21 protein-coding genes and 1 riboswitch are annotated in these 22,233 nt (G+C 69.9%); of the genes, 11 read left to right on the top strand and 10 right to left on the bottom strand.

The features are described 5' to 3' along the window. Position 1 precedes the first annotated feature (1 nt). Complete coding sequence (locus GGD82_RS14260) at positions 2–1,126, top strand: amino acid ABC transporter permease (RefSeq protein ID WP_150062911.1); 1,125 nt, start codon at positions 2–4, stop codon at positions 1,124–1,126. A gap of 154 nt (positions 1,127–1,280) precedes the next feature. Then, positions 1,281–2,009 carry an amino acid ABC transporter ATP-binding protein gene (locus GGD82_RS14255; RefSeq protein ID WP_150062970.1) on the top strand — a complete coding sequence of 243 codons (729 nt, stop codon included), beginning with the start codon at positions 1,281–1,283 and terminating at the stop codon, positions 2,007–2,009. A 25-nt stretch (positions 2,010–2,034) separates the two neighbouring features. Here the strand turns inward: GGD82_RS14255 and GGD82_RS14250 are convergent, their stop codons facing one another. After that, positions 2,035–2,598: an AAA family ATPase gene (locus GGD82_RS14250; RefSeq protein ID WP_150062912.1), complete on the bottom strand. Its 564-nt coding sequence runs from the start codon at positions 2,596–2,598 to the stop codon at positions 2,035–2,037. A gap of 85 nt (positions 2,599–2,683) precedes the next feature. After that, the gene (locus GGD82_RS14245; RefSeq protein WP_150062913.1) at positions 2,684–3,268 is read right to left on the bottom strand and encodes a manganese efflux pump MntP; all 585 of its coding nucleotides are present in this window, start codon (positions 3,266–3,268) and stop codon (positions 2,684–2,686) included. 6 nt (positions 3,269–3,274) lie between these two features. Then, positions 3,275–3,470: riboswitch (yybP-ykoY riboswitch) on the bottom strand. A 247-nt stretch (positions 3,471–3,717) separates the two neighbouring features. Between GGD82_RS14245 and GGD82_RS14240 the strand changes: the two genes are divergently transcribed. Then, positions 3,718–4,266 carry a cytochrome b gene (locus GGD82_RS14240; protein ID WP_170284332.1) on the top strand — a complete coding sequence of 183 codons (549 nt, stop codon included), beginning with the start codon at positions 3,718–3,720 and terminating at the stop codon, positions 4,264–4,266. 42 nt (positions 4,267–4,308) lie between these two features. Here the strand turns inward: GGD82_RS14240 and GGD82_RS14235 are convergent, their stop codons facing one another. From GGD82_RS14235 to GGD82_RS14225, 3 genes are all read right to left on the bottom strand, one after another. Next, positions 4,309–5,598: an HlyC/CorC family transporter gene (locus GGD82_RS14235; RefSeq protein WP_150062915.1), complete on the bottom strand. Its 1,290-nt coding sequence runs from the start codon at positions 5,596–5,598 to the stop codon at positions 4,309–4,311. A gap of 135 nt (positions 5,599–5,733) precedes the next feature. Next, positions 5,734–6,855 (bottom strand): 3-dehydroquinate synthase, encoded by a 1,122-nt coding sequence (gene aroB, locus GGD82_RS14230; RefSeq protein WP_170284333.1) that lies wholly within the window; start codon positions 6,853–6,855, stop codon positions 5,734–5,736. After that, positions 6,852–7,442 (bottom strand): shikimate kinase, encoded by a 591-nt coding sequence (locus tag GGD82_RS14225; protein ID WP_150062916.1) that lies wholly within the window; start codon positions 7,440–7,442, stop codon positions 6,852–6,854. The genes aroB and GGD82_RS14225 overlap by 4 nt, the downstream gene beginning before the upstream one ends. A 158-nt stretch (positions 7,443–7,600) precedes the next feature. On the opposite strand from GGD82_RS14225, the gene GGD82_RS14220 reads away from it, so the two are divergent. From GGD82_RS14220 to GGD82_RS14210, 3 genes are all read left to right on the top strand, one after another. Continuing rightward, positions 7,601–7,774 carry a hypothetical protein gene (locus tag GGD82_RS14220; RefSeq protein ID WP_170284329.1) on the top strand — a complete coding sequence of 58 codons (174 nt, stop codon included), beginning with the start codon at positions 7,601–7,603 and terminating at the stop codon, positions 7,772–7,774. Further along, entirely contained in the window at positions 7,761–9,785 is a 2,025-nt protein-coding gene (locus GGD82_RS14215; RefSeq protein ID WP_184013289.1) for an NACHT domain-containing protein, read from the top strand. The genes GGD82_RS14220 and GGD82_RS14215 overlap by 14 nt, the downstream gene beginning before the upstream one ends. A gap of 272 nt (positions 9,786–10,057) precedes the next feature. Continuing rightward, positions 10,058–11,707, top strand: coding sequence for a cytochrome c (locus tag GGD82_RS14210; RefSeq protein WP_150062918.1), 1,650 nt, complete (start codon positions 10,058–10,060; stop codon positions 11,705–11,707). A 20-nt stretch (positions 11,708–11,727) separates the two neighbouring features. On the opposite strand, the gene rfbC is transcribed toward GGD82_RS14210, so the two are convergent. After that, a complete protein-coding gene (gene rfbC / locus GGD82_RS14205; protein ID WP_150062919.1) occupies positions 11,728–12,288 on the bottom strand; it encodes a dTDP-4-dehydrorhamnose 3,5-epimerase in 561 nt (186 codons plus the stop codon). Between the two features lie 202 nt (positions 12,289–12,490). On the opposite strand from rfbC, the gene rfbB reads away from it, so the two are divergent. Both rfbB and rfbD read left to right on the top strand, forming a co-directional pair. Then, positions 12,491–13,540 (top strand): dTDP-glucose 4,6-dehydratase, encoded by a 1,050-nt coding sequence (rfbB, locus tag GGD82_RS14200; RefSeq protein ID WP_150062920.1) that lies wholly within the window; start codon positions 12,491–12,493, stop codon positions 13,538–13,540. Continuing rightward, positions 13,537–14,433: a dTDP-4-dehydrorhamnose reductase gene (gene rfbD, locus GGD82_RS14195; RefSeq protein ID WP_150062921.1), complete on the top strand. Its 897-nt coding sequence runs from the start codon at positions 13,537–13,539 to the stop codon at positions 14,431–14,433. Before rfbB ends, rfbD begins: the two co-directional genes overlap by 4 nt. Before the next feature lie 46 nt (positions 14,434–14,479). On the opposite strand, the gene parE is transcribed toward rfbD, so the two are convergent. After that, a complete protein-coding gene (gene parE / locus GGD82_RS14190; RefSeq protein ID WP_150062922.1) occupies positions 14,480–16,519 on the bottom strand; it encodes a DNA topoisomerase IV subunit B in 2,040 nt (679 codons plus the stop codon). An 84-nt stretch (positions 16,520–16,603) separates the two neighbouring features. Beyond that, positions 16,604–17,569 (bottom strand): hypothetical protein, encoded by a 966-nt coding sequence (locus GGD82_RS14185; RefSeq protein ID WP_150062923.1) that lies wholly within the window; start codon positions 17,567–17,569, stop codon positions 16,604–16,606. 202 nt (positions 17,570–17,771) lie between these two features. On the opposite strand from GGD82_RS14185, the gene GGD82_RS14180 reads away from it, so the two are divergent. The 3 genes from GGD82_RS14180 to GGD82_RS21450 are packed head-to-tail and all read left to right on the top strand — an operon-like array spanning position 17,772 to position 20,409. Beyond that, positions 17,772–18,143 carry an acyl-CoA thioesterase gene (locus GGD82_RS14180; protein ID WP_150062973.1) on the top strand — a complete coding sequence of 124 codons (372 nt, stop codon included), beginning with the start codon at positions 17,772–17,774 and terminating at the stop codon, positions 18,141–18,143. 26 nt (positions 18,144–18,169) lie between these two features. Then, positions 18,170–18,838 (top strand): glutamine amidotransferase-related protein, encoded by a 669-nt coding sequence (locus tag GGD82_RS14175; RefSeq protein ID WP_311731961.1) that lies wholly within the window; start codon positions 18,170–18,172, stop codon positions 18,836–18,838. Next, positions 18,835–20,409: a glycosyltransferase family 39 protein gene (locus tag GGD82_RS21450; protein WP_170284336.1), complete on the top strand. Its 1,575-nt coding sequence runs from the start codon at positions 18,835–18,837 to the stop codon at positions 20,407–20,409. Before GGD82_RS14175 ends, GGD82_RS21450 begins: the two co-directional genes overlap by 4 nt. A 9-nt stretch (positions 20,410–20,418) precedes the next feature. On the opposite strand, the gene GGD82_RS14165 is transcribed toward GGD82_RS21450, so the two are convergent. After that, the gene (locus GGD82_RS14165) at positions 20,419–21,351 is read right to left on the bottom strand and encodes an aldo/keto reductase (RefSeq protein WP_150062925.1); all 933 of its coding nucleotides are present in this window, start codon (positions 21,349–21,351) and stop codon (positions 20,419–20,421) included. After that, positions 21,348–22,115, bottom strand: a complete 768-nt coding sequence (locus GGD82_RS14160; protein WP_150062926.1) for a 3-deoxy-manno-octulosonate cytidylyltransferase — start codon at positions 22,113–22,115, stop codon at positions 21,348–21,350. Before GGD82_RS14160 ends, GGD82_RS14165 begins: the two co-directional genes overlap by 4 nt. Between the last annotated feature and the right edge of the window lie 118 nt (positions 22,116–22,233).

Here is a 22,233-nt window from a genome sequence, read left to right as displayed (position 1 = left end):
CATGAGCTCTCGCGACTCCGAATCGCAGGTGTTCACCCCCCGGCCGGCGCTGCCGCCACCGCCCCGGACGGTCGGCCTGGCCGGCTGGGCGCGCCAGAACCTGTTCTCCTCGATCCCGAACACCCTGTTGACGCTGCTATCGGCGTATCTGGTGTGGGTGCTGGTTCCGCCGGTGATCGACTGGGCCATTCTCAGCGCGAACTTCTTCGGGGACTCCAACGACGCCTGCACCGGCGAGGGCGCGTGCTGGGTGTTCATCGGGCAGCGGCTGAACTTCTTCATCTACGGCTTCTACCCGGACCCGGAACGCTGGCGGGTCAACACGGTTTTCATCCTGTTGGCCCTCGCGCTGGTGCCGCAGTTCTTTCCGATGGTCCCGGCGAAGGTGCGGACTTGGCTGGGAGTCTTCGCCCTGACCCTGTATCCGGTCCTCGCGGCGGTGCTGCTGATGGGGGGGCTGTTCGGCCTGCCGTTCATCGAAACCAGCAAGTGGGGCGGCCTGATGCTGACCCTGGTGCTGTCCTACGTGGGCATCGTCGTGTCCCTGCCGGTGGGCACCCTGTTGGCGCTGGGCCGGCGCTCCGGCATGCCGATCATCCGCACCATCTGCGTGCTGTTCATCGAGCTGTGGCGCGGCGTGCCGCTGATTTCCGTGCTGTTCATGGCCTCGGTGATGCTGCCGCTGTTCCTGCCCGATGGGGTGAACTTCGACAAGCTGCTGCGCGCCTTGATCGGGATTTCGATGTTTTGGTCGGCCTATATGGCGGAGGTCGTCCGGGGCGGCCTGCAAGGCATTCCCAAGGGCCAGTACGAGGCCGCCGCCGCCCTGGGGTTGGGATACTGGAAGGCGACCCTGCTCGTGACCCTGCCGCAGGCGCTCAAGCTGGTGATCCCGGGCATCGTCAACACCTTCATCGCGCTGTTCAAGGACACCACGCTGGTGCTGATCATCGGCCTGTTCGACATCCTGGGCGCGGTGCAGTCGGCCATCGTGGACCCGGCCTGGGGCCATGTGGCGATCGAGGGCTATGTGTTCGCGGCCCTGTGCTTCTGGGTGTTCTGCTTCGGCATGTCCCAGTACAGCCAGGGCCTGGAGCGCAAGCTGCACACGGGACACAAGCGATGACGCCCCGCCCGAACCCGCGTCCTCCCGCCTTTCCGACCTCGTTTCTTCCGTTGACCCGCAAGGACGGACACCCATGAGCATCAGCATCGATAAGCAGGACCCGAGTGGGCGGACGGACGGCCAACGCATCGGCCACGAGGTCGGCGCCGAAGCGATGATCCAGATCACCGACATGAACAAGTGGTACGGCAGTTTCCATGTCCTGAGGGACATCAACCTGACCGTCCACAAGGGCGAGCGCATCGTTGTGTGCGGCCCGTCGGGGTCCGGCAAGTCCACCATGATCCGCTGCGTCAACCGGCTGGAGGAGCACCAGACCGGCACCGTCGTCGTGGACGGCATCGAACTGACCGAGGATATCAAGAAGATCGACGCGATCCGCCGCGAGGTCGGGATGGTGTTCCAGCACTTCAATCTGTTCCCGCATCTGACGGTGCTGGAGAACTGCGTGCTGTCGCCGATCTGGGTGCGCAAGGAGCCGCGTCGGCAGGCCGAGGAGCGCGCCATGTCCCTGCTGGAGCGGGTGAAGATCCCCGAGCAGGCCAAGAAATATCCCGGCCAGTTGTCGGGCGGTCAGCAGCAGCGCGTGGCCATTGCCCGGGCGCTGTGCATGAACCCGAAGCTGATGCTGTTCGATGAGCCGACCTCCGCCCTCGATCCCGAGATGATCAAGGAGGTGCTGGACGTCATGGTGCAGTTGGCCGAGTCCGGCATGACCATGGTCTGCGTTACCCACGAAATGGGCTTCGCCAAGACGGTGGCGGACCGGGTCGTGTTCATGGACAGCGGGCAGGTGGTCGAGCAGGCGGCCCCATCGGAGTTCTTCAGCAACCCGAAGAGCGACCGCACCCGGCTGTTCCTGAGCCAGATCCTGAAGCACTGACGGGGCGCGGCGCTTTCGGCCGCCCTCAGGCCGGGGCGGGGAGCCGCGCCAGAACCGCCTCGACGATCCGGGGCAGGTCGCCGTCGCGGTCGGTCACCGTCCACACGGCATCGCCGCTGACCTCGGCCAGGAGAGCCTGGACCCGCTGGTCGGCGGCCTGCGCCTCCTCCCACGATTCGAGGCGGCCATAGGTGTCGTAGGCGACCGGCGGCCGCTCCAGTCGCAGGTCGAGGCGGCGCGGCCGCGCGTGGCACCACCGCACCAGCTCGTGGAAACACGGCGGGTCGTCGGGCGACGCATACACGCTCGCCAGCAGCACCGGCCCGTCGCAGACCACCACATCCACTTTGCCCAGCCGGATCTCGATCCGGCCCCACTGGTCGCCCAGGATGGTGACCTTGTTATGGATGGCGTGCGGGCGGCCCTCCCAAATGCGGTCCTTCGGCACCTCGGTGACCAGTTCGACGCAGACGTGGTGGCGTTTCAGGGCCGCGAACAGGGTGGCGGCGAAGGTGGATTTGCCGACTCCGGGCCCGCCGAACACGTTGACCACCAGGGTGTCGCGTGTATCGGGGGGCTGGGGCGCCATGGTCTTTCTCTCCGGTGTTCGCGGGGGATGCCGGCCGGCATACCCCGGCGGCGGCGTGTGCACAACGCAGAGACGGGGAGGGACCTTACTCCAGAATGTGCGAGGCCAGGATGTGGCTGCCCAGGCCGATCAGCACGACACCGCCGAGGATTTCGGCCTTGCGCCCGAACCGGGTGCCCAACAGGCGGCCGGTCAGCATGCCGGTCGTCGCCATGACGGTCGTCGAGCAGCCGATGGCCACGGCGATGAGCAGGATGTTGACGTTTAGGAAGGCCAGCGAGACCCCGACGGCCATCGAGTCGATCGAGGTGCCGACGGCGGTCACGACCAGCATCAGCAGGCCGGCGTGCAGGGGGGCGCGGCTGGGCTGGTCGGCGTCGCCACAGTCCGTGTCGGCGCGCCGCAGGCCGCTCGCGACCATGCGGCCCCCCACGATGCCCAGCAGCACGAAGGCGATCCAGTGATCGACGCGGGCGACATACGCGCTGGCGCCGATGCCGATGGCCCATCCGATGAGCGGGCTGACGGCTTCCACCAGCCCGAACACCAAGCCGGTGCGCAACGCCGCCAGGAACCCCGGACGCGACCCGCAGGCGCCACGTCCGATCGCCGCAACCAGGGCGTCAATGGACATGCCGAGCGCGAGAATACCGATGGCGAGAGGGGACATGGGGATGGTCCTTTACGACGCGTGGCCACACCAAGCAACACACAGCCTGTGTTGGCGGCCGTGTGCTTGTGCCACGGTCTCGCGAAACCACGCGTAGTCGTCCCCAAGGGGCCGACTTCGCGAAGGCCGAGCGTGCCACGCGGATGTGCCGCGAGTATGTTGACACGCTCCCGCCAATGGGCGGTCGCTACTCCCCGTTCGGACTACCCAATGCCGAGCCTAGGTCGAAAAGTCAACGATTATAAATCGTTATGATTTTAAGAAGCGATATCAAAATCGTGCGAGCCCGTTGAGATCTATGGGGGATGCGCAGGCTTGCGCTGGAAACGTTCATTACGCGTTTGTTTTGGCAGGGCGCGATCTGATTCTCGTCAATGCAGTGCGCAGCGGAAGGGCGTACCTCTGCGGACACACGCCATCCGGCGCTAACTCGGGACGGGAGTCACGCCATGTCCATTCGCGACAGCAAGGAGCGCTTCGGCGCCATCTCCATCTTCAATCACTGGACCCTGGTTGCCGTTGTGCTGGGGCTCCTGATCACCGGCCTTTTGTTGGCCGAGGTGCTGCCGGAGTCGGCACGGCCCTACTTGATTCCGCTGCACAAGCAGGTCGGAATCGTCGCCGCCGTCCTTTTGGTCTGGATGGTGATCTGGCGGTGGATGCAGGCCACGCGCCCCGGTCCGATCGCCGGCACGTCCGCGCCCGAAGCCCTGGCGCGCGCTGGTATGCATCTCCTGCTTCTGGTCGGTGCGGCCGTGCTGGCCGTGTCCGGCGTGATGATGTCGGTCCTGAGCGGCCACGAGGTCAATGTCCTCGGGCTGTTCACCATCCCCGCGATCGGTGACGACCCGGCTCAGGCTGCACTGCCCCACATGGTCCATGAATACGTCGGCTGGGCGATGGTCATCGCGGTCGGCCTGCACGCCGCCGTCGGCGTGAAGCATCATGTGCTTAACAAGGACGAAACCCTGACCCGCATGCTGGGCCGCGGCGCCTGAGGTAACGCGGCGGGCGGGGGTGCGCCCGCCCGCCAAACGCCCTTACTCCGACGGATCCGGGGCCTTCGGAATGACCTTGATCGAGGTGATGCGGTTGCGCATGCGCTTCAGCACCTCAAACCGAAAGCCGTGAAACAGGAAGGTCTGGCCGGGGTCGGGGATGCGCCGGGCCTCGTGCAGCACCAAGCCGGCGAGGGTGTTGGCCACGTCGTCCGGCAGGTCCCACTCGAATTCCCGGTTCAGGTCGCGGATCGTGACGTCGCCGTTGACCAGATAGGACCCGTCCGCCTGCGGCCGCACGCCGGCGACCTGCACGTCGTGCTCGTCGGTGATGTCGCCGACGATCTCTTCCAGGATGTCCTCCAGCGTCACCACGCCCATGATGGTCCCGTACTCGTCGACGACCATGGCGAAGTGCTCCCGCCGCTCGCGGAAGGCTTGGAGCTGGTGCAGCAGCGTCGTGGTGTCCGGGATGAACCACGTGGGCGAGGCCAGACCCACCACGTCCATTTCATCCAGATTGCCGGTGTAGGCTTGCACCGCGCGCAGCAGCGCCTTGACGTGCAGCACGCCGACGATGTTGTCCATGCGGTCGCGCCACAGCGGGATGCGCGTATAGGGGCTGTTCAGCACCTGCTCGACGATTTCAGAGGCCGGCAGGTCGGCGTCGATCATCACCAGCTTGGAGCGGTGCACCATGATCTCCCCGACCTCGACGTCGGCGAGGTCCAGCACGCTTTTCAGCATGGCCCGCTCGCGGCGCACCGTGCGGCCGGCCGGCCCGTCGCCGTCGGCCTCGGCGGTGTGCAGCTCAATGGCGCCGCGCAGTTCCGCCAGCGCGTGGGGGGCGGTCTTCTCCTGCCCGGCGTCGGCCTTGAACATCTTCAGCATCACCTGGACCAGCCCCTGGATGACCCGGGTCACGGGCCAGAACACCCAGGTCAGCACCCGCATGATCGGGGCCACCGCCAGCGCCGCCGTGTTGGTGTGCGTCAGGGCGTAGGTCTTGGGTAGGATCTCCGCAAAGATCAGCACCAGCACCGTCATGGCGGCGGTGGCGTAGACCACGCCCGTCTCGCCGAACGCGGCGATCATCACGCTGGTGGCCAGCGACGAGGCCAGGATGTTGACCAGGTTGTTGCCGAGAAGAATGGTGCCGATAAGCTGCTCGCGGGTTTTCAGAAGCTGGTTGACGAGGCTGGCGCGACGGTTTCCGCCCTTTTCCAGCTCCATCATCAACGGACGCGAGGCGGCCGTGAGCGCGGTTTCCGAGCCCGAGAACAGGCCCGACAGTACGAGCAGCAGCACGATGGCGAGGATGGATTCGATCATGGGTCCGGGGCTTCTGGTGGCCGGGGCTGGTGGAACGGTAAGCCCCCGCGATGCCGTCCCGGCGCGGGCCGGTGGCGGGGGGATGGGGAGCCGTGCGGTGTGTGCCGGTGCGATCCGGCGGCGCGGGGCGCTGTTTTACCCCACGACCGCCGCCAGGGTGTTCCGCACCGTCTCCATGGGAACGTCGCGCTTCACATGGGCGTGACCGATGCCGTCCGCCACCACGAAGGTGACGCGGCCGTCCTCGACCTTCTTGTCCTTGGCCATATGCGCCAGCAACCGGTCGATATTCCACGCCCGGCTTGGGTCGGGGCGCACCGGCAGGCCGACGGCCTCGAAATGGCGGCGCACCCGCTCCACGTCGGGACCGGCGCACAGGCCCAGCCGGTGCGACAGGTCGAACGCCATCACCATGCCGATGCTGACACCCTCGCCGTGCAGCAGGTCGGGACCATAGCCCGTCTCGGCTTCCAGGGCGTGGCCAAAGGTGTGGCCCAGGTTGAGCAGCGCGCGCTGGCCGGCCTCGCGCTCGTCGGCGGCGACCACGGCCGCCTTGGCGCGGCAACTGATCGCGATGGCCTCGGCGCGCAGGGCCGGATCCCCGTCGAGCAGGGCCGCCCCGTGCGCTTCCAGCCAGTCCCAGAACGGGGCGTCACCGATCAGGCCGTATTTGGCGGTCTCGGCGTAGCCGGCCAGAAGCTCCCGGCGGGGCAGGGTGTTCAGCGTTTCGGTATCCGCCAGCACCAGCTGGGGCTGGTGGAAGGCGCCGATCAGGTTCTTGCCGTGGCGGCTGTTGATGGCGGTCTTGCCGCCCACGCTGCTGTCCACCTGCGACAGCAGGGTGGTCGGGATTTGCACCAGGGGCACGCCGCGCAGCGCCACGGCGGCGGCGAAGCCCGCCAGATCGCCCACGACCCCGCCGCCCAGCGCGATCACCGGGGTGCCGCGCTCGATCCCGAAGCCGAGCATGGCCTCCAGCAGAGCCTCCAGATGGGCGAAGCTCTTGCTGGCCTCGCCGGCCGGAACGGCGTGGAGCGTCCACGCCACATCCGCGCGCTCCAGCCCGGTGGTCAGGTCATTCTGGTACAGAGCGGCGACGCGGGTGTCGGTGACCACGAAGGCGCGGCGCGCCTTGGGGAGGGCCTCGCGGATCAGGGTGCCGACGCGGGCGCGCAGGCCCGGCCCGATCAGGATGGGATAGCCGCGCGCCCCGAGGGCGACGTCCACCCGGGTGGTGCCGGCGGTCATCATGGTCATGGGGTGGCCTTTCCCTCCGCGTGTCCGTGCGCGGCGAGCGCGTCCAGAACCTTCTGTGTGGTGTGGTCGGCGCTGTCCGGGCCGGTGTCCACGGTCACGGTGGCCTCGGCATAGACGGGATAGCGTTCGGTCATCAGCGCCTGAAGCTTGGCGCGCGGATCGCCGCTGTTCAGCAACGGCCGGTGGGTGCGACCGGCGGTGCGCGAGACGAGCGTGTCCAGGTCGGCGCGCAGCCAGACCGAGATCGCCTGATCCTGGATCAGCGCGCGGGTCTCGGCATCCATGAAGGCGCCGCCACCGGTGGCCAGCACACAGGGCGTTCCGGTCAGCAGCCGCTCCATCACCTTGCGTTCGCAATCCCGGAACGCGGCCTCCCCGTACAGGCGGAAGATGTCCGCGACGCTCAGGCCGGCGGCCTTGACAATTTCGTCGTCGGCGTCCAGGAACGCGCACCCAAGGCGCCCGGCCAAGCGCCGGCCCACGCAGCTTTTGCCCGCGCCCATCAGCCCGACCAGGACCACGGTGCGCGTCATGGCGATGCGTTGCGTCGGGGCCGGGGGGTCTTTACACTGCCTCGCGGTCGCCATGGTTCAAGTCTGATCATCCGGCTTGAGAAGGTTGCGGGCTCGGGTCGAGCCCAGGGTATCCGTGCTGTTTAGACCGCCAACGGGGGTCTGTCCAGGGTGGGACGGGCCTTAACCGGGTGGATGGGCGCATCGGCACGGCAAGGCAGAGGGAGACAGGCGTGGCACGACGGCGCGGTCGGTTTACGGGAGATGACTCGTCTGGGGTCCTGCTTAAGGCCCTGGCGCTTCTGCTGCTGGGTCTGGTGGTGGCGGGGGGCGCGTTGCTGGCCACCTGGGACATGAAACCTCCGACCCGGGCGGTCGAGGAGGTCATCCCTAATGACCGGTTCTAGCGGGCCATCGGCGGCCGCTTGGCGTGCGCGGTCCGGTTTCGTCCGCGCCCTGGCGCTGATACCGACTCTCGTGAGCGTGATGACCGGCGCGGCCCTGGCGCAACAGGCACCGTTGCAACTGCTGCCGCCGGAGATGCGGGCGCCATCGCCCGCCCCGGCTCCCGCCCCAGGGCCTGGTGCCCCACCCCCGGAGCCGGAGTGGCGGGTTGCTCCCGGGGCGCCCTCCGACCCGATGCTTGACCCGACACGTCCGTCCGACGCGCCGCCCCCTCTGGCCGCGCCGCGCGAAATTGCACCGCCGCCCGGTGGTGTTACGGACAGCGAGCGCACGAGTCCCGGCGACACCGGACCGGCTGCATCCGACGCCGAGGTCTCCGGCGGACCCCTGCCGCACACCATCGGCCTCCTGACCCCGCGCGTCGGCGGGTTTCCGGACACGCTGTGGGAGGGAACGCCGGGCGCGCGGGTGGCCGATCTGCTGGCCGTCCTTCCGGTGGGCACCACCTCGCCCGTGATGGCCGACTTGCGCCGCCGCCTGCTGCTCAGCGTGCAGCGGGCGCCCGTGGGTCTGGATACGCTCGACCTGCTGCGCACGCGGCTCGATCTGCTGGCGGCCGCTGGCGCGTCGGCGGATGACATCATGGCCCTGGCCGCTCCGGTCGGGCGGGACGCCCGGGTGGACCGGCTGCGGCTGCGCGCGCTGCTGGTGGACGCCGACGACCGGCGCGCCTGCGCGCTGGCGCGGTCGGTGCGCGCGCGTTACCCGGACCCGATCTGGGAAAAAGCCACCATCCACTGCGATCTGCTGGACGGGCGCCGCGACGCGGCTCTTCTGGGCCTGAGCCTGCTGCGCGAGATGGGCGCGGACACGGATGCGAGTGGCGGACGGGCCTTCAGCCTGCTGGTCGAGCGGCTGGCCGGCTTGAACAGTCCGGCGCCCGACCGCATGGCCGGCGCCACCCCGGTGGCGTGGCGGCTGCTGCGGCGCCTGCCTGACGTGAAGGCGCCGCCGGACGCCGTGGATCCGTCCGCGCCCTGGACCGCCCGCGCCCTGGCCCTGGCGGAGCAGGGCGGGCCGCCGACGGTGCGCGCCGCCGCCGCCGAGACCGCCGCCGCTGCCGGGGCCGTGTCGCTGGAGACCCTGGGGGCGGTCTGGGCCGGTTTGGCGATCGATTCCCGGGACCTGGAGACGCCGGTGTCCCAGGTCGTGCAGGGCGGCACCGCGCGCGCCCGCGCTCTGGCCTACGCCATTCTGTTCCGTGAGACGAATCCGACCAAACTCGCCGAGGGGCTGCTGTATCCCCTGGAGACCAGCCGCGCCCGCACCCCCGGGCTCTACCCCACCCACGCCCGGCTGTATGCGCCCCTGATCCGCGACATCCCGGTGGAGCCGCGCGTGCCCTCTCTCCTGGGGGAGGCCGCCGGCCGGGCGCTCTACACCGCCGGTGCCCTGGAAGCCGGGCGCGCGTGGCTGCACCGGCTGGAGGCGCAGGGCCGCGCCGGGGATACAGACGCCGAGGACGCGGCGGCCCTGGTCTGGCCGCTGGCGCGGCTGGCTGATCCGGCGGTGGGGGACGCGGTGCCGACGGACCGGCTGGCCTACTGGCGACAGGCGCGGGCCGCCCGTCTGGGAGGCGCGTCGCACAGCCGCGAGACGCTCGATCGCGACCACGTCGTGCTGCTGTCGCTGCTGGAGGCGCTGGGCGCGGATATCGGGGAGGCCCACTGGCTGCCGGTGCGAACCAACCGCGTGTTCGTCGAGGCGCTGACCGTTACCGGCGGGCACACGGCGCCGGACGATCTGGCGGCGCTGGAACAGGCCTCCGCCGCCGGCCGACTGGGCGAGACGGTGGCGCTCGTGCTCAACGCGCTCGGCCCCGATGGCCCGGCCGGGGCGTCGCTGGAGACCCTGCGCGGCGTGATCCGGGGCTTGCGTTCGGTGGGTCTGGACGATGCGGCCCGCCGCGTCGCGGTGGAGGCTTTTGCGGTCGACGGCCCGCCCGAATCCTGACAGGGCGTACGCGCTATGGCGCGCCGCGTGGCGGACCGCATCGAACCGTCGTGTGGTCTCGAAAACACAGGCGCCCTTGAAAACATGGGGGGGTTCTGCGCCGCGGCCCGTTCGCTTACCCTGCACACCAAACCCCAGGTCCCGGGTGCCGCACTCCTGCGCATGCGTGTGATCGGCGGGGCTGTCGTCGTGGCTGTGGCTTCTGTGTGTGCCGGCGGCCAATCGGTGGCGCCGACGGCTTTTCCATTTTCGGTTCCGAGGAGGCGTCTACCATGGCCCTACGTCCATCGCTCTGGGGAGCGTTGAACCCCGCGCGCTCAATCATCCCCCCAGGGACCGCCATGATCGTGCTGTGCGGGATGGCGGCGTTCGGATCGGGGGGCTGGGGTGGGGCGGCCCTGGCCGCCACCGACTCCGGGGCCGAGTCCGATGCGGCCCGCATTGAGCGGGGCCGCATCCTGGCGGCCGAGGGCAACTGCGAATCCTGTCACACGGCGGAGGACGGAGAGCCTTACGCGGGTGGCTTCGTGGTGACCACGCCGTTCGGCAATCTGATCGGTCCCAACATCACCTCCGATCCGGAGACGGGGATCGGCGACTGGACTCTGGAGGCGTTCGATGCCGCCGTGCGGGACGGCATCCGGCCGGATGGTGCGCCGCTGTATCCTGCCATGCCGTATACGTCCTTCACACGGATGACCGACGCCGACCTGGAGGCGTTGTGGGCCTACATGCAGACGGTCCCGCCGGTGCACAACGCGGTGGAGGTCAACCAGCTGCCGTTTCCCTTCGATGTGCGGGCCAGTCTGTGGTTCTGGCGCACGCTGTACTACGATCCGGGCCGCTTCGAGCCCGATCCGGACGTCCCGGACCGCGTGCAGCGCGGTCGGTATCTGGTCGAGGGTGTGGCGCACTGCGGCGCCTGTCACACCCCGCGCGACGCCCTGGGCGGCTCCGACAGTGGCGCATACCTGACCGGCGCCAGCCTGGGCCGCTGGTATGCCCCGGACATCAGCGGCGGGGCGGACTCGGTTCTCCGCAATTGGACCGAGGACAGCCTGACGGACTTCCTGATGCGGGAACACACCGGTCGCAACGTGCCGGCGTTCGGCGAGATGGCGCATGTCACAGAAACGCTGTCAGAGGTGCCCCGCGAGGATGTGAGCGCCATGGCCGCCTATCTGATGTCGCAACTGCCGGAGTCCGAGACCACGCCCGACACCGCCGGTGAGACCGCAGCGGACCCGGCGGATACCGGGCCGGACGACGATTCGGCTGGAGCCCGGCTGTACGCGCGGAATTGCGAGGGCTGTCACGGTGCGGACGGGCTGGGGGCCCGGGGCGTGGCGGCCCGTCTGCCGGACAACGGCGGCGTGGTGGCCGAGGAACCGACCAACGTCTTGACCGCGCTTCTGGCCGGTCTGCCGCCGAAGGACGTGTACGGCGTCATGCCCAGCTTTGCCGAGAGTCTTTCGGATGCCGAGATCGCGGCCGTGGCGAACTATGTCCGCACCGCCTGGGGCAACGATGCGCCGGCGAACGCCACCCGTGGCGATGTGGCCGATTTGCGGGCCGAGGTGGGACCGCCCTCGCCGGAGGTCGAGCGGGCCGCAACCTGCCCGCCCGTCCCCGCCGACTGGGTGGACACCCGGACCCGGGCCGAGATCGGTCGCATCGTCCAGTCTAACCCGGGTCACCTGCCCGATGAGGCCGGCCTGCGTGGCCTGTGGGACGGCTATCTCGAGCGGGTTCCGGGATTGTCGGTCGGCGAGCGGGTCACGGCCCTGCGCGGCGTGTATTGCACGCGGATTGCCGGGCTGAACGATCTGACGACGGGCGCGGTCTTTGCCCACACCGTTACGTTCTCCGCCCGCGTCGGTCGGCTGGCGGTGCCGGAGGACGCGGCACCAGAGAGCCCGTAAGGCCCGTTCCATCCGGGGCCTTACGGGAAAAACGGATCGCAGGCGCTCAGCCGGGGCGCCTTGCCGTCCTTGTCCGACAGCACCGGGGCGTCCAGACCCGCCGGCAGCGGCCAGTCGATCGCCAGATCGGGGTCGTTCCAGAGGATGCCCCGATCGCAGTCCGGCGCGTAGTAGTTCGTGACCTTGTATTCGACCTCGGTATCCGGCTCCAGCGTGAGGAAGCCGTGGGCGAAGCCGATGGGCACCAGGATCTGGTTCCATTCCTCGGCGCTCAAGGTTACGCCCACCCACTGGCGGTACGTGGGCGAACTGGCGCGCAGGTCCACGGCGACGTCGAACACCGCGCCCTTCACCACCCGCACCAGCTTGTCCTGCGCCATGGGCGGGATCTGGAAGTGCAGGCCGCGCAGCGTGCCCGGCGTGGCGGAGAGAGAGTGGTTGTCCTGCACGAAGTCCAGGGCGATGCCGGCCTCCGCCAGGGCCTTCTTGTTGTACGTCTCCGAGAAGAAGCCTCGATGGTCGCCGAACTTGCGCGGGCGCAGGACGCGCACCTCGGGGATGGCCAGGGCTTCGATCTGCATGGCGGTCTCTCGTGTCAAACGGGGGCGAAGGATGCGCCCGGGTGTACGGCGGGCGATCCGCCGCGACAACCCAGAAAACGCGGCTCGTCCGGAGAACGCGTGACAGGGTCGCCTCAAATTCACTATACGGGACCCGCGCGGGCGCGCGCGTGACTCGCGTGTGCCATACTGGCGCGTCGTCTTGAAATAAGGAGCGGATCCCGTGAAGGTTCTTGTCACCGGCGGCTGTGGGTTCATTGGTTCGGCCGTTATCCGCCATGTCCTGGAGACGACCGACGCCCAGGTCGTCAACGTCGACGCGCTGACCTACGCGGCCAATCCGGCCTCCCTGGCGGACTGGGCCGCCGATCCGCGCTACGCCTTCGAGCGGGTGGACATCCGCGACGGCGCCGCGCTGGCGCAGGTGTTCCGCGACCATGACCCCGACGCGGTGATGCATCTGGCCGCTGAGAGCCACGTGGACCGCTCCATCGACGGGCCGGCGGATTTCATCGACACCAATGTGGTCGGCACCTACCAGATGCTGGAGGCGGCCCGCGCGCACTGGAAGGCGCTGCCCGACGATCGGCGCGCGGCGTTCCGGTTCCACCACGTCTCCACCGACGAGGTGTTCGGGACCTTGGGCGCCACCGGCTTCTTCACCGAGGAGACGCCCTACGCCCCGAACAGCCCCTATTCAGCCTCCAAGGCCGGGTCGGACCATCTGGTGCGGGCGTGGCACCACACCTACGGAATGCCTGTCGTGGCGTCCAACTGCTCCAACAACTACGGGCCGCGCCAGTTCCCGGAGAAGCTGATCCCGCTGATGATCCTGAACGGGCTCGACGGCAAACCGCTGCCGGTCTACGGCAAGGGCGAGAATGTGCGCGACTGGCTGCATGTGGAGGACCACGCCCGCGCGCTGTGGACCATCCTGACCACCGGGCGCGTCGGCGAGAGCTACAACGTCGGCGGCGACAGCGAGCGGAAGAACCTCGATGTCGTGCACACCATCTGCGATACGCTGGACACCCTGCGTCCGGCCGAACGCCCACGCCGCGACCTCATCACCTATGTGACGGACCGCCCGGGGCACGATTTCCGCTACGCCATCGATGCCAGCAAGATCAAGCGGGAGCTGGGCTGGGCCCCGGTGCATGACTTCGCCAGCGGCATCCGCCAGACCGTGGCGTGGTATCTGGACAACGAGGATTGGTGGGCGCCCCTGCGCGCTGGCGTCTATGGTGGGCAGCGGCTCGGGGTGAAAGCATGACCGGGGAAGAAACCGCGCGCGTTCTGGTCACCGGGGCGACCGGGCAGGTCGGAACGGAACTGGCCCGCGCGGCGTGGCCGGCGGGGCTGACCCCGGTCATGGCCGGCCGCGAAACCCTGGACCTGTCGGCTCCCGAGGCCGCCGCTACCGTGGTGCGGGACGGCGCCTTTTCGCTGGTCGTGAATCCGGCCGCCTACACCGCCGTGGACGCCGCCGAGACCGACGAGGCCCTGGCCGAGCGTGTCAACGGCGAGGGGCCGCGCGCCCTGGCGATGGCCTGTGCGACCGCCGGGATTCCGCTGATCCAGATTTCGACCGACTACGTGTTCGACGGCACCAAGGCCGGCCCGTACGTCGAGGACGACCCCGTGGCGCCGCTGGGGGCCTATGGTCGCTCCAAGCTGGCGGGCGAGGTCGCCGTGCGGGCGGAATGTCCGCGCCATGTCATTCTGCGCACCGCCTGGGTGTTCAGCGCCCACGGCAAGAACTTCGTCAAGACCATGCTGCGGTTGGCGGCCGAAAAGCCGGAGCTTCGTGTGGTGGCCGACCAGCACGGTTGCCCGACGGCGGCGCACGACATCGCCCGCGTGGTGGTCGAGATCGCCCGCCAGATCGTGCTCGACGGCCGGGACGACGCCTGGGGCACGTATCACATGGCTGGGGCGGGGGCCACGACGTGGCATGGCTTCGCCGAGGCCATCGTGGCGGCGCAAGCGGCGCGGACCGGCAAGCGCCCGCCGGTGCATCCGATTACGACGGCGGAGTTCCCCACGCCCGCGCAGCGGCCGGCGAACTCCGTGCTGGACTGCGGCAAGCTGACCCGGACGTTCGGCCTCACCCCGCGCCCGTGGCCCGACACCCTGGCCGACGTTCTGGCGGAGCTGGCGGGGTAGGGTGTCTGTGCGACCGCTCAGTTGAGCGGCCGGCACACCAGGTCACCTACACATCCAGCCCCTCGACGAACTTCGCGTTTTCCTGGATGAAGGCGAAGCGGGTTTCCGCCTTGCGGCCCATCAGGCGCTCGACCAGGCTGGCGGTTTCGCGGGCCTCCTCCTGGTCCTCTTCCGTCTTGCGGCTGGGCACCACGACGCGCAGCAGCACGCGCCGCTTCGGGTCCATGGTGGTTTCCTTGAGCTGCGAGGGCGGCATCTCGCCCAAGCCTTTGAAGCGGCTGACCTCGATCTTGCCGCGCCCGGTCAGGATCTCGCGGGTGATGCGCTCCCGGTCGGCGTCGTCGCGGGCGTAGATCACGGTGCCGCCCTGGGCCAGCCGGTACAGCGGCGGCATGGCCAGGTACAGGTGCCCGGCCTCGATCAGCTTGGGCATCTCCCGATAGAAGAACGTCATCAGCAACGACGCGATGTGGGCGCCGTCCACGTCGGCGTCCGTCATCACGATGATTTTTTCATAGCGCAGCTTGTCGGCGTCGAAGCGGTCGCGAATGCCGCAGCCCAGGGCCTCAACCAGATCGGTCAACTCTTGGTTCGCGCGCAGCTTGTCGGCGGAGGCGCTGGCGACGTTCAGGATCTTGCCGCGCAGGGGCAGGATGGCCTGGGTCTCGCGGGCGCGCGCCTGTTTGGCGGAGCCGCCGGCCGAATCGCCCTCCACGATGAACAGCTCGGTTCCGGCCGCCACGGAGCGGGAGCAGTCCGCCAGCTTTCCCGGCAGGCGCAGCCGCTTGGTGGCGGATTTGCGCGTCAGGTCCTTGGCCTGCTTGCGGCGCTGACGCTCTTCCGCGCGCTCCAGGGCGCTGGCGAGCAGGGCGTTGGCGCTGTCCGGATCGGCCGACAGCCAGTGGTCCAGGTGGTCGCGCATGGCCTGCTCGACCAGCCGGGTGGCTTCGGCGCTGGCCAGCTTTTCCTTGGTCTGGCCCTGGAACTGCGGATCGCGCAGGAACAGCGACAGCAGCACGCAGGCGCCGCCGGTCACGTCCTCGGCGGTGATCTGGCTGCCTTTCTTGTGGCCCGCCATCTCGGCGTAGCCCCGCAGGCCGCGCAGCAGGGCGTTGCGCAGCCCGGTCTCGTGGGTGCCGCCCTCGGGCGTCGGTACGGTGTTGCAGTAGGAGCCCAGGAACGACTCCCCGTCCTCCGGCCACGCCAGCGCCCATTCGACCTTGCCCCGGTCCTCCGCCAGATCGGCGGCGCCCGCGAACACGCCGGCCCCCAGCAGCGCGCGGCCCTTCAGCGTGGCTTGCAGGAAGTCGCGCAGGCCGTTGGGGAAGTGCAGGTCCTCTTCCGCCGGCGTGCTGTCGCCGTCGGCGATGAGCGAGGCGTCGCAACGCCAGCGGATTTTGACGCCGTGGAACAGGTAGGCTTTCGACCGCACCATGCGGAACAGCGCGGACGGCTTGAACCGGGCGCGGGCGCCGAAAATCGTCAGGTCGGGGCGGAAGGTGATGGTCGTGCCGCGCCGACGGCCGGGCAGGGGACCGCTCTCCAGCGGGCCGGCCGGGATTCCCTTGTGGAAGGTCTGCGTCCACAGGGCACCGTCGCGGGCCACTTCGGCCCGCAGTTCCTCCGACAGGGCGTTGACCACCGAGGCGCCGACGCCGTGCAGGCCGCCCGCGACCTTGTAGGCGCTGCCGCCGAACTTGCCGCCCGCGTGCAGGGTGGTGAGGATCACCTCCAGCGCCGACTTGTCGGGGAAACGGGGGTGGGGATCCACCGGAATGCCACGCCCGTTGTCCTTCACGGTCACCTGATTGTCGGGGTCCAGCCGGACTTCGATGGTGCTGGCGTGGCCGGCGACGGCCTCGTCCATGCTGTTGTCGAGCACTTCCGCGACCAGATGGTGCAGGGCGCGTTCGTCGGTGCCGCCGATGTACATGCCGGGGCGGCGGCGCACGGGTTCCAGCCCCTCCAGCACCTCGATCTGCTCGGCGCCGTAAAAGGATGCGTCGGACGAACCGGGGGCGGCGGCGGACAGACCGCGCGCGCCGGACCCGGACGGTTTGGGATCATTCGTAAACAGGTCGACCATGGCGGCGGAGTATAGGGACGAGGGGGGAGCGGAACAAGGCGATCTGGTGGCGCCACGCGGGGGCACTACCTTATCTCGTGGTGTCTAGGGTGCGGCCTCTGGGCGGTGCGCCGCGAACAGCGCGGTCCAGTCGAAAAACGGCGGCAGCAGCTCCGGCGCCTGGAAGTGCGCGGCGAGCGCGGGGATGGGGCAGAACCCGGGCAGCACGCGCAGCACGCGGTTGGTCGTGTTGCGCTCCGCGCCCTTGTGGGCCTGCCGCTTCGTCGGATGGCCGACGTAGCGCGTGTTCTCGACGTCGTCCCAGTGGTCCCGCACCACATGGCCGTGGGTGAACAGGGTGTGGCTCATGTGGCGGGTGGTGCGCCAGCGGCGATCCGGGCCGAGCACCAGATAGCTGGGATAATGCCGGTTGTAGAGCACGCGCGGTTCCTGCGGGTGCAGCATCATGGGGCCGCCGGTGGCCGCGTGGACCTGCCGGTAGAAGCCGACCAGGGACGCGATGGCCTCCGGCTGGTGCAGGTAGTCGTCCTCGACCACATAAACGAGGCGGTCGAGGGCGGCAGCGCGGCGGAACTGGGCGTGCAGGATCGGCCCGGCGAGCGTCTCCTCCGGCGTGCGCAGGGTCCAGGGCACCGTCAGGCGGCCCAGGATCGCCTCGATCGCGGCGCGGGCGTCGGGGTCGGAGCGGTCGTCGTCCACCTCCACCGTCACGTCGGTCACGGCGCCAGATTCCACGGCGTGCGTGATGCTGGCGACCAGGGACCCCACGCAGGCCAGGATCGCCGACTCCAGCGGGCCGTCGATGACCGGGTGCCGGCGCGTGCGGCGCGGGTCCCGCAGGCAGGTGCGCAGCATGACGGTGAGGGGGAACGCACGGTCCGTGCCATCGCCCGTGCCCGCGAACAGGGCTTGCGCGGCGGCAAGGCTGTCGTCGGCGTCGATGCGGTCCAGGTCCTTGACCGGCCGCAGGTTGACCTGACCGGAGCGCAGGATGCGATGGCCCTGCGGCCGCACGATCAGGCGGTCCAGCAGCCGGAGAAATTCGTTCATGGCGGATCGGGCCTCGGGAACAGGGAACGCGGGCGAGAGTAGGCACGGCGGGTGCGGCGCGTCCAGCGGGTTGACGGGCGACCCGGCTGGACCCGCGCGCGCACCTGCGGCATACAAGGGCGAACCGGTTCCCCCAAGCGCGAGGCTGCACGTGACCGAACAGGAGTACCCCGAGGGCGCGGTGTCGATCCGCGCTCTGGCCATGCCGGCGGACACCAATCCGGCGGGCGATATCTTCGGCGGCTGGCTGATGAGCCAGATGGATCTGGCCGGCGGCACCCATGCCCGCACCCTGGCGCAGGGGCGGGTGGCGACCATCGCCGTGGACGGCTTTTCCTTTCATCGCCCTGTGAATGTGGGCGATCAGGTGACCTGCTACACGCGGCTGATCCGCGTCGGCCGCACCTCGCTGACGCTGACCGTAGCGGCCTGGGCACGCCGGGGTGCCGTGGGCGCCTGCGTGAAGGTGACCGAGGGCACGTTCACCTTCGTCGCGCTGGACGACGACGGGCGGCCGCGTCCGGTGCCGGAGGGGGTTGAGGACCGCGAAACCGCGATGCAGGCCGGCCCGTGACGGAGGGCCGCCCGGTCTTGCTGGTTGTGCACCAGCGCCACTCCAACCCCGGGCGGGTCGGCGCCATGATCCGGTCGCGCGGCCATGCGCTCGATCGGCGCTGTCCCCTGCACGGCGATTCGCTGCCCGAGGACGTGAGCGCCTACGCCGGCGTCGTCGTGTTCGGTGGGCCGATGAGCGCCAACGACGACCACCTGGAGGGTATCCGGGCCGAACTGGGTTTGATCGAGCGCGCCATGACGGCGGAGGTGCCGACCCTCGGCATCTGCCTGGGGGCGCAGATGATGGCCCGCGTGATGGGCGCCCGGGTTGCGCGCCCGCCGTCGGAGCATGTCGAGATCGGCTACTACACGGTGACCGGGACGGAGGAGGGCCACCGGCTCGGGTTGTTCGACGGCCCGATGGGCGTCTACCAGTGGCACAAGGAAGGCTTTGACCTGCCGGCGGGCACGCGGCTTCTGGCGCGCGGCGACATGTTTCCGAATCAGGCGTTTGCGGCCGGTCCCCAAGCGTACGGCATCCAGTTCCATCCCGAGGTCACGCACGAGATGATGGAACGCTGGATGCGGCTGGCGTCGGACATGCTGACATGGCCGGGGGCGACCGATGCGTCCGCCCATCGCGCTGGGCGACTGCGGCACGATGCGGCTTTGGGGCGCTGGCTGGGGCGATTCTTGGATCACTGGATGGTATGATGAACAGGGTATGGCGGGGGATCGCCGCCCTCGGCCGGGCGTTCGGCCGGCCGGGCGCGGCGTTCGGATTCATGGCGCTGATGCTCGGCGTCGCGGTGGCGCTCCAGGTCGGCCTGCAGACCGGTGGCCGCAACGACGATGCGGAGCTGCTGCTGTTCTCGCAGACGTTGGCGCTGGGGTACGACGCGCTCAACCCGCCCTTGGTGATCTGGCTGCATTGGCTCGTGGTGCAGGCGGTGGGGCCGACGCTGCTGTCGGCCCGGCTGGTGGTGGCCGTGCTGCTGTTCGCCGCCTATCCCTTGGCCACGGCGGCGGCGCGTCGCCTGACGCCGGATCGTGGCATGGCGACCTTCGCCGGCCTGGCGCTGGCCGCGCTGGTGGCCTGGAACTGGGCGCCGCACCTGAACCTGTCGCACACCGTGGCGATGACGGCGGCGGGCTTCGCCCTGCTGTGGGTGACCCTGCGCCTGCTGGACCGGCCGACGTGGCTCAACTGGGGGCTCGCCGGTCTGGTCGCGGGCCTGGGGCTGCTGACCAAGTACAACTTCGCCCTGCTGCTGGCGGCGGTCGTCCTCGCCGGCCTGCTGACGCCGACCACGCGGCGCGTGCTGCTGTCCGGACGGGCGGTCCTGGGCGCGGCGGTGACCTTCGTGATCGCGGCGCCGCACTATGCGTGGCTGCTGCTGCACTGGTCCGCGTTCCAGGAGCTGTTCGACGCCAAGATGGGCCGCGACGCGCCGGTCGCGGGGGCGTTGGAGGGCATCAAGGGCGGTCTGGCGCTGCTGGGCGAGCATAGCCTGATGGTGCTGTTGCCGTCCGTGGCACTGGCGTTGCTGCTGTTCGCGCCGGCGGTTTGGCGGGCGCTGGTTCGCCCTGCGCGCGTCGCGCCGGTGCGGCGTGACCGGCTGGTGTTCGCCGCCCTGGTGCCGGTGTTGCTGCTGCTCATCCTGGCCGGTTTGGTGGTGGGCGCGGGGGTGACCGATATCGGCGCGCACCATGTGTATGGGCTGCTTGTGGTCGTCGTGCCGCTGTTCGCCTGGATCGCGCGCGGCGAGCCCGGGCCGCGCTCCCGGGGGCTGTTCGCGCTGGTGGCGGTCGTTCTGACGCTGGTGGTGCCGGTGTTCCTGACCCGCATGATCGTCGAGACCGCCGCCACCTGCGAGGGCAAGTGCAACACCGCGCTGCCCTACGGGGCCTATTCCGCCGACCTGACGGACGCCGGCTTCACGGGCGGGACGGTGGTGATGGTGTCGAGCGTCCACCGCTTCCCCATGATCTTCCTGCGTCCGCACCTGCCGCCGGCCCGTTACGTCAAGCCGCTGGACTCCCAGAAGGCCGCGTTCGCGCCGCCGCCCCGGTCGGAGCCGGGGGATTGTCTGGTGCTGTGGGAGGCGGCGCACGATCCGGATCGCCTCGACCGCTTGCGGGAGGACATTCCCGGCCAGGGCGCGGCCTTGCCGGACTCGGCCATCGTGGGCGTCTCGACCGGAGCGCTGGCGCTGTCCGGGCGTCCCGCCGCCCATCCCTTGGGCTATGCGCTGATCAAGGGGGGTGTGGGGGCGTGCCGGTAGCGGGGCCCGCTACCGGTCCCCATGAACCCGCGCGATCGCGTCCCGCACCGTCTCGGGCAGCGGGCGGCGCGCGGCGGCGGCCAGTTCGGTGACATGCGCGGGCGTGGTGGTGCCGAACACGGCGCAGGCCACGCCGGGCTGTTCCAGCACCCAGGCCAGGGCGAGTTGCGCGGGTGTCCAGTCGGGCGCCGTCAGCGCCGGCCGCAAAGCGCGTGCCCGCAGCAGTGGACCGGGACCGTGGCGTAGCGCGCGGGCGAGGTACCACAGCCCGCTCGGCCGCGTCAGCCAGCGCCCCAGGGGCGGGGCGAAGGCCATGCGGGCGAGGGGGCCGGCCACCATCACGCCCTGTCCGGTGGCGGCCGCGCCGGCGACCAGCGCGCGGTTGTCCGGTTCCATCACGCTCAGGAACGGCATCAGCACATCGAACGGGGCCATCCCGGTGGCATGGCGGGTGATGTCGACGAAGCCGTTGATGCCAAGGAGGGCGACGTCCCCCTGGGTCCGCAGGTCCTCCAGCGCGCGCAGCAGCTCGTCCGTCAGGTCCTCGGGCGCGGGACCATGCAATTGCAACAGCGGCAGGCGTTCCAGCCCCAGTGCCGTCTGGCTGGCCCGCACCTGGGCAACGACGGTGGCGGGGCGGAAGTCCTTCACCAGTCGGCCGCGCGCATCGGGGACCGTGCCGGCCTTGGTGCCGATCAGCAGGCTGTGCGGGTCGGCCCCCACCTCGCGCAGCAGGCGGCCCAGCCGCCGCTCCGCGTGGCCGTGGGCGTACGACGCGCCGGTGTCGAGCACGGTGATCCCGGCCTCCAGCGCCGCCGTCAGCACGGCGCGGGCGCGGGTCTCGGAAAAGCGCGGCTTGGCCCAGTAGCTGGCGCAGCCGAGCCCCAGCGGTGAGATGGTCCAGCCGGTCCGACCCAGCGCGCGCCCGACGTTCGGGCTCATGCCGACACGGCGCCGCCAAGCATGCGACGCGCCCGGTCCAGGTCGGCTTCGGTATCGACGCCGAGCGGAATGGTGTCCACCACCACGGCATCGATGCGCATGCCGTCTTCCAGCGCCCGAAGCTGCTCCAGCCGCTCCCGCGTCTCCAGTGGCGAAGGCGGCAAGGCGACGAACCGCCGCAATGCGTCCCGCCGGTAGGCGTACAGGCCGATGTGATGCAGGAACGGCCCGTCGCCGTGCGGCACCGGCTGCCGGCTGAAGTAGAGCGCCCGCCCGGCGCGGTGGCCCCGTCGCTGCGCCATCACCGCCTTGACCACCGACGGATCCGTGATCTCCGCCGGATCGCTGATGACCGCGACCGGGGTGGCGATGTCCACCGCCGGGTCGCTCATGGGGCCGAGCACATCGCGGATCAGCACCGGGTCGAGCGTTGGCAGATCGGCCTGGACGTTGATGATGAGGTCGTGCCGTCCCTCGGGATCGACGCTCTGCACGGCGGCCCAGACGCGGTCGGAGCCGGAGGGCAGGTCCGGATCGGTCATCACGGCACGCGCGCCCGCGCGGGTGACGGCGCGGGCCACCTCGTCCTCGCAGCAGGCCACCACGACCGGTCCGACATGGGCATCGAGCGCGCGGGCGACCACGTGGGCGATCATGGGCTGGCCGGCGATGTCGGCGAGCGGCTTGCCCGGCAGGCGGGTCGAGGCCATGCGCGCGGGCAGCACGATCAGCGGCGGCGCGGCGGAACGAAGCGGTGGGGACATGCGTTCTCCTAAGGCGACGGTCCCCTGGTCGGATAGAGGACCAACGGCGCACCGACCAGCGGGGTGCGCGGGGCACGCATCCCGTCTTGTGACACAGGCGGGGGGTTCTGGAAAGCCT

The sequence above is a fragment of the Roseospira marina genome (assembly GCF_014197855.1).
GTDB classification, from domain to species: Bacteria; Pseudomonadota; Alphaproteobacteria; order Rhodospirillales; family Rhodospirillaceae; genus Rhodospira; species Rhodospira marina.
The sequence above is the reverse complement of the archived record's forward strand: the minus strand, read 5'-3'. Positions and strand labels throughout refer to the sequence as shown.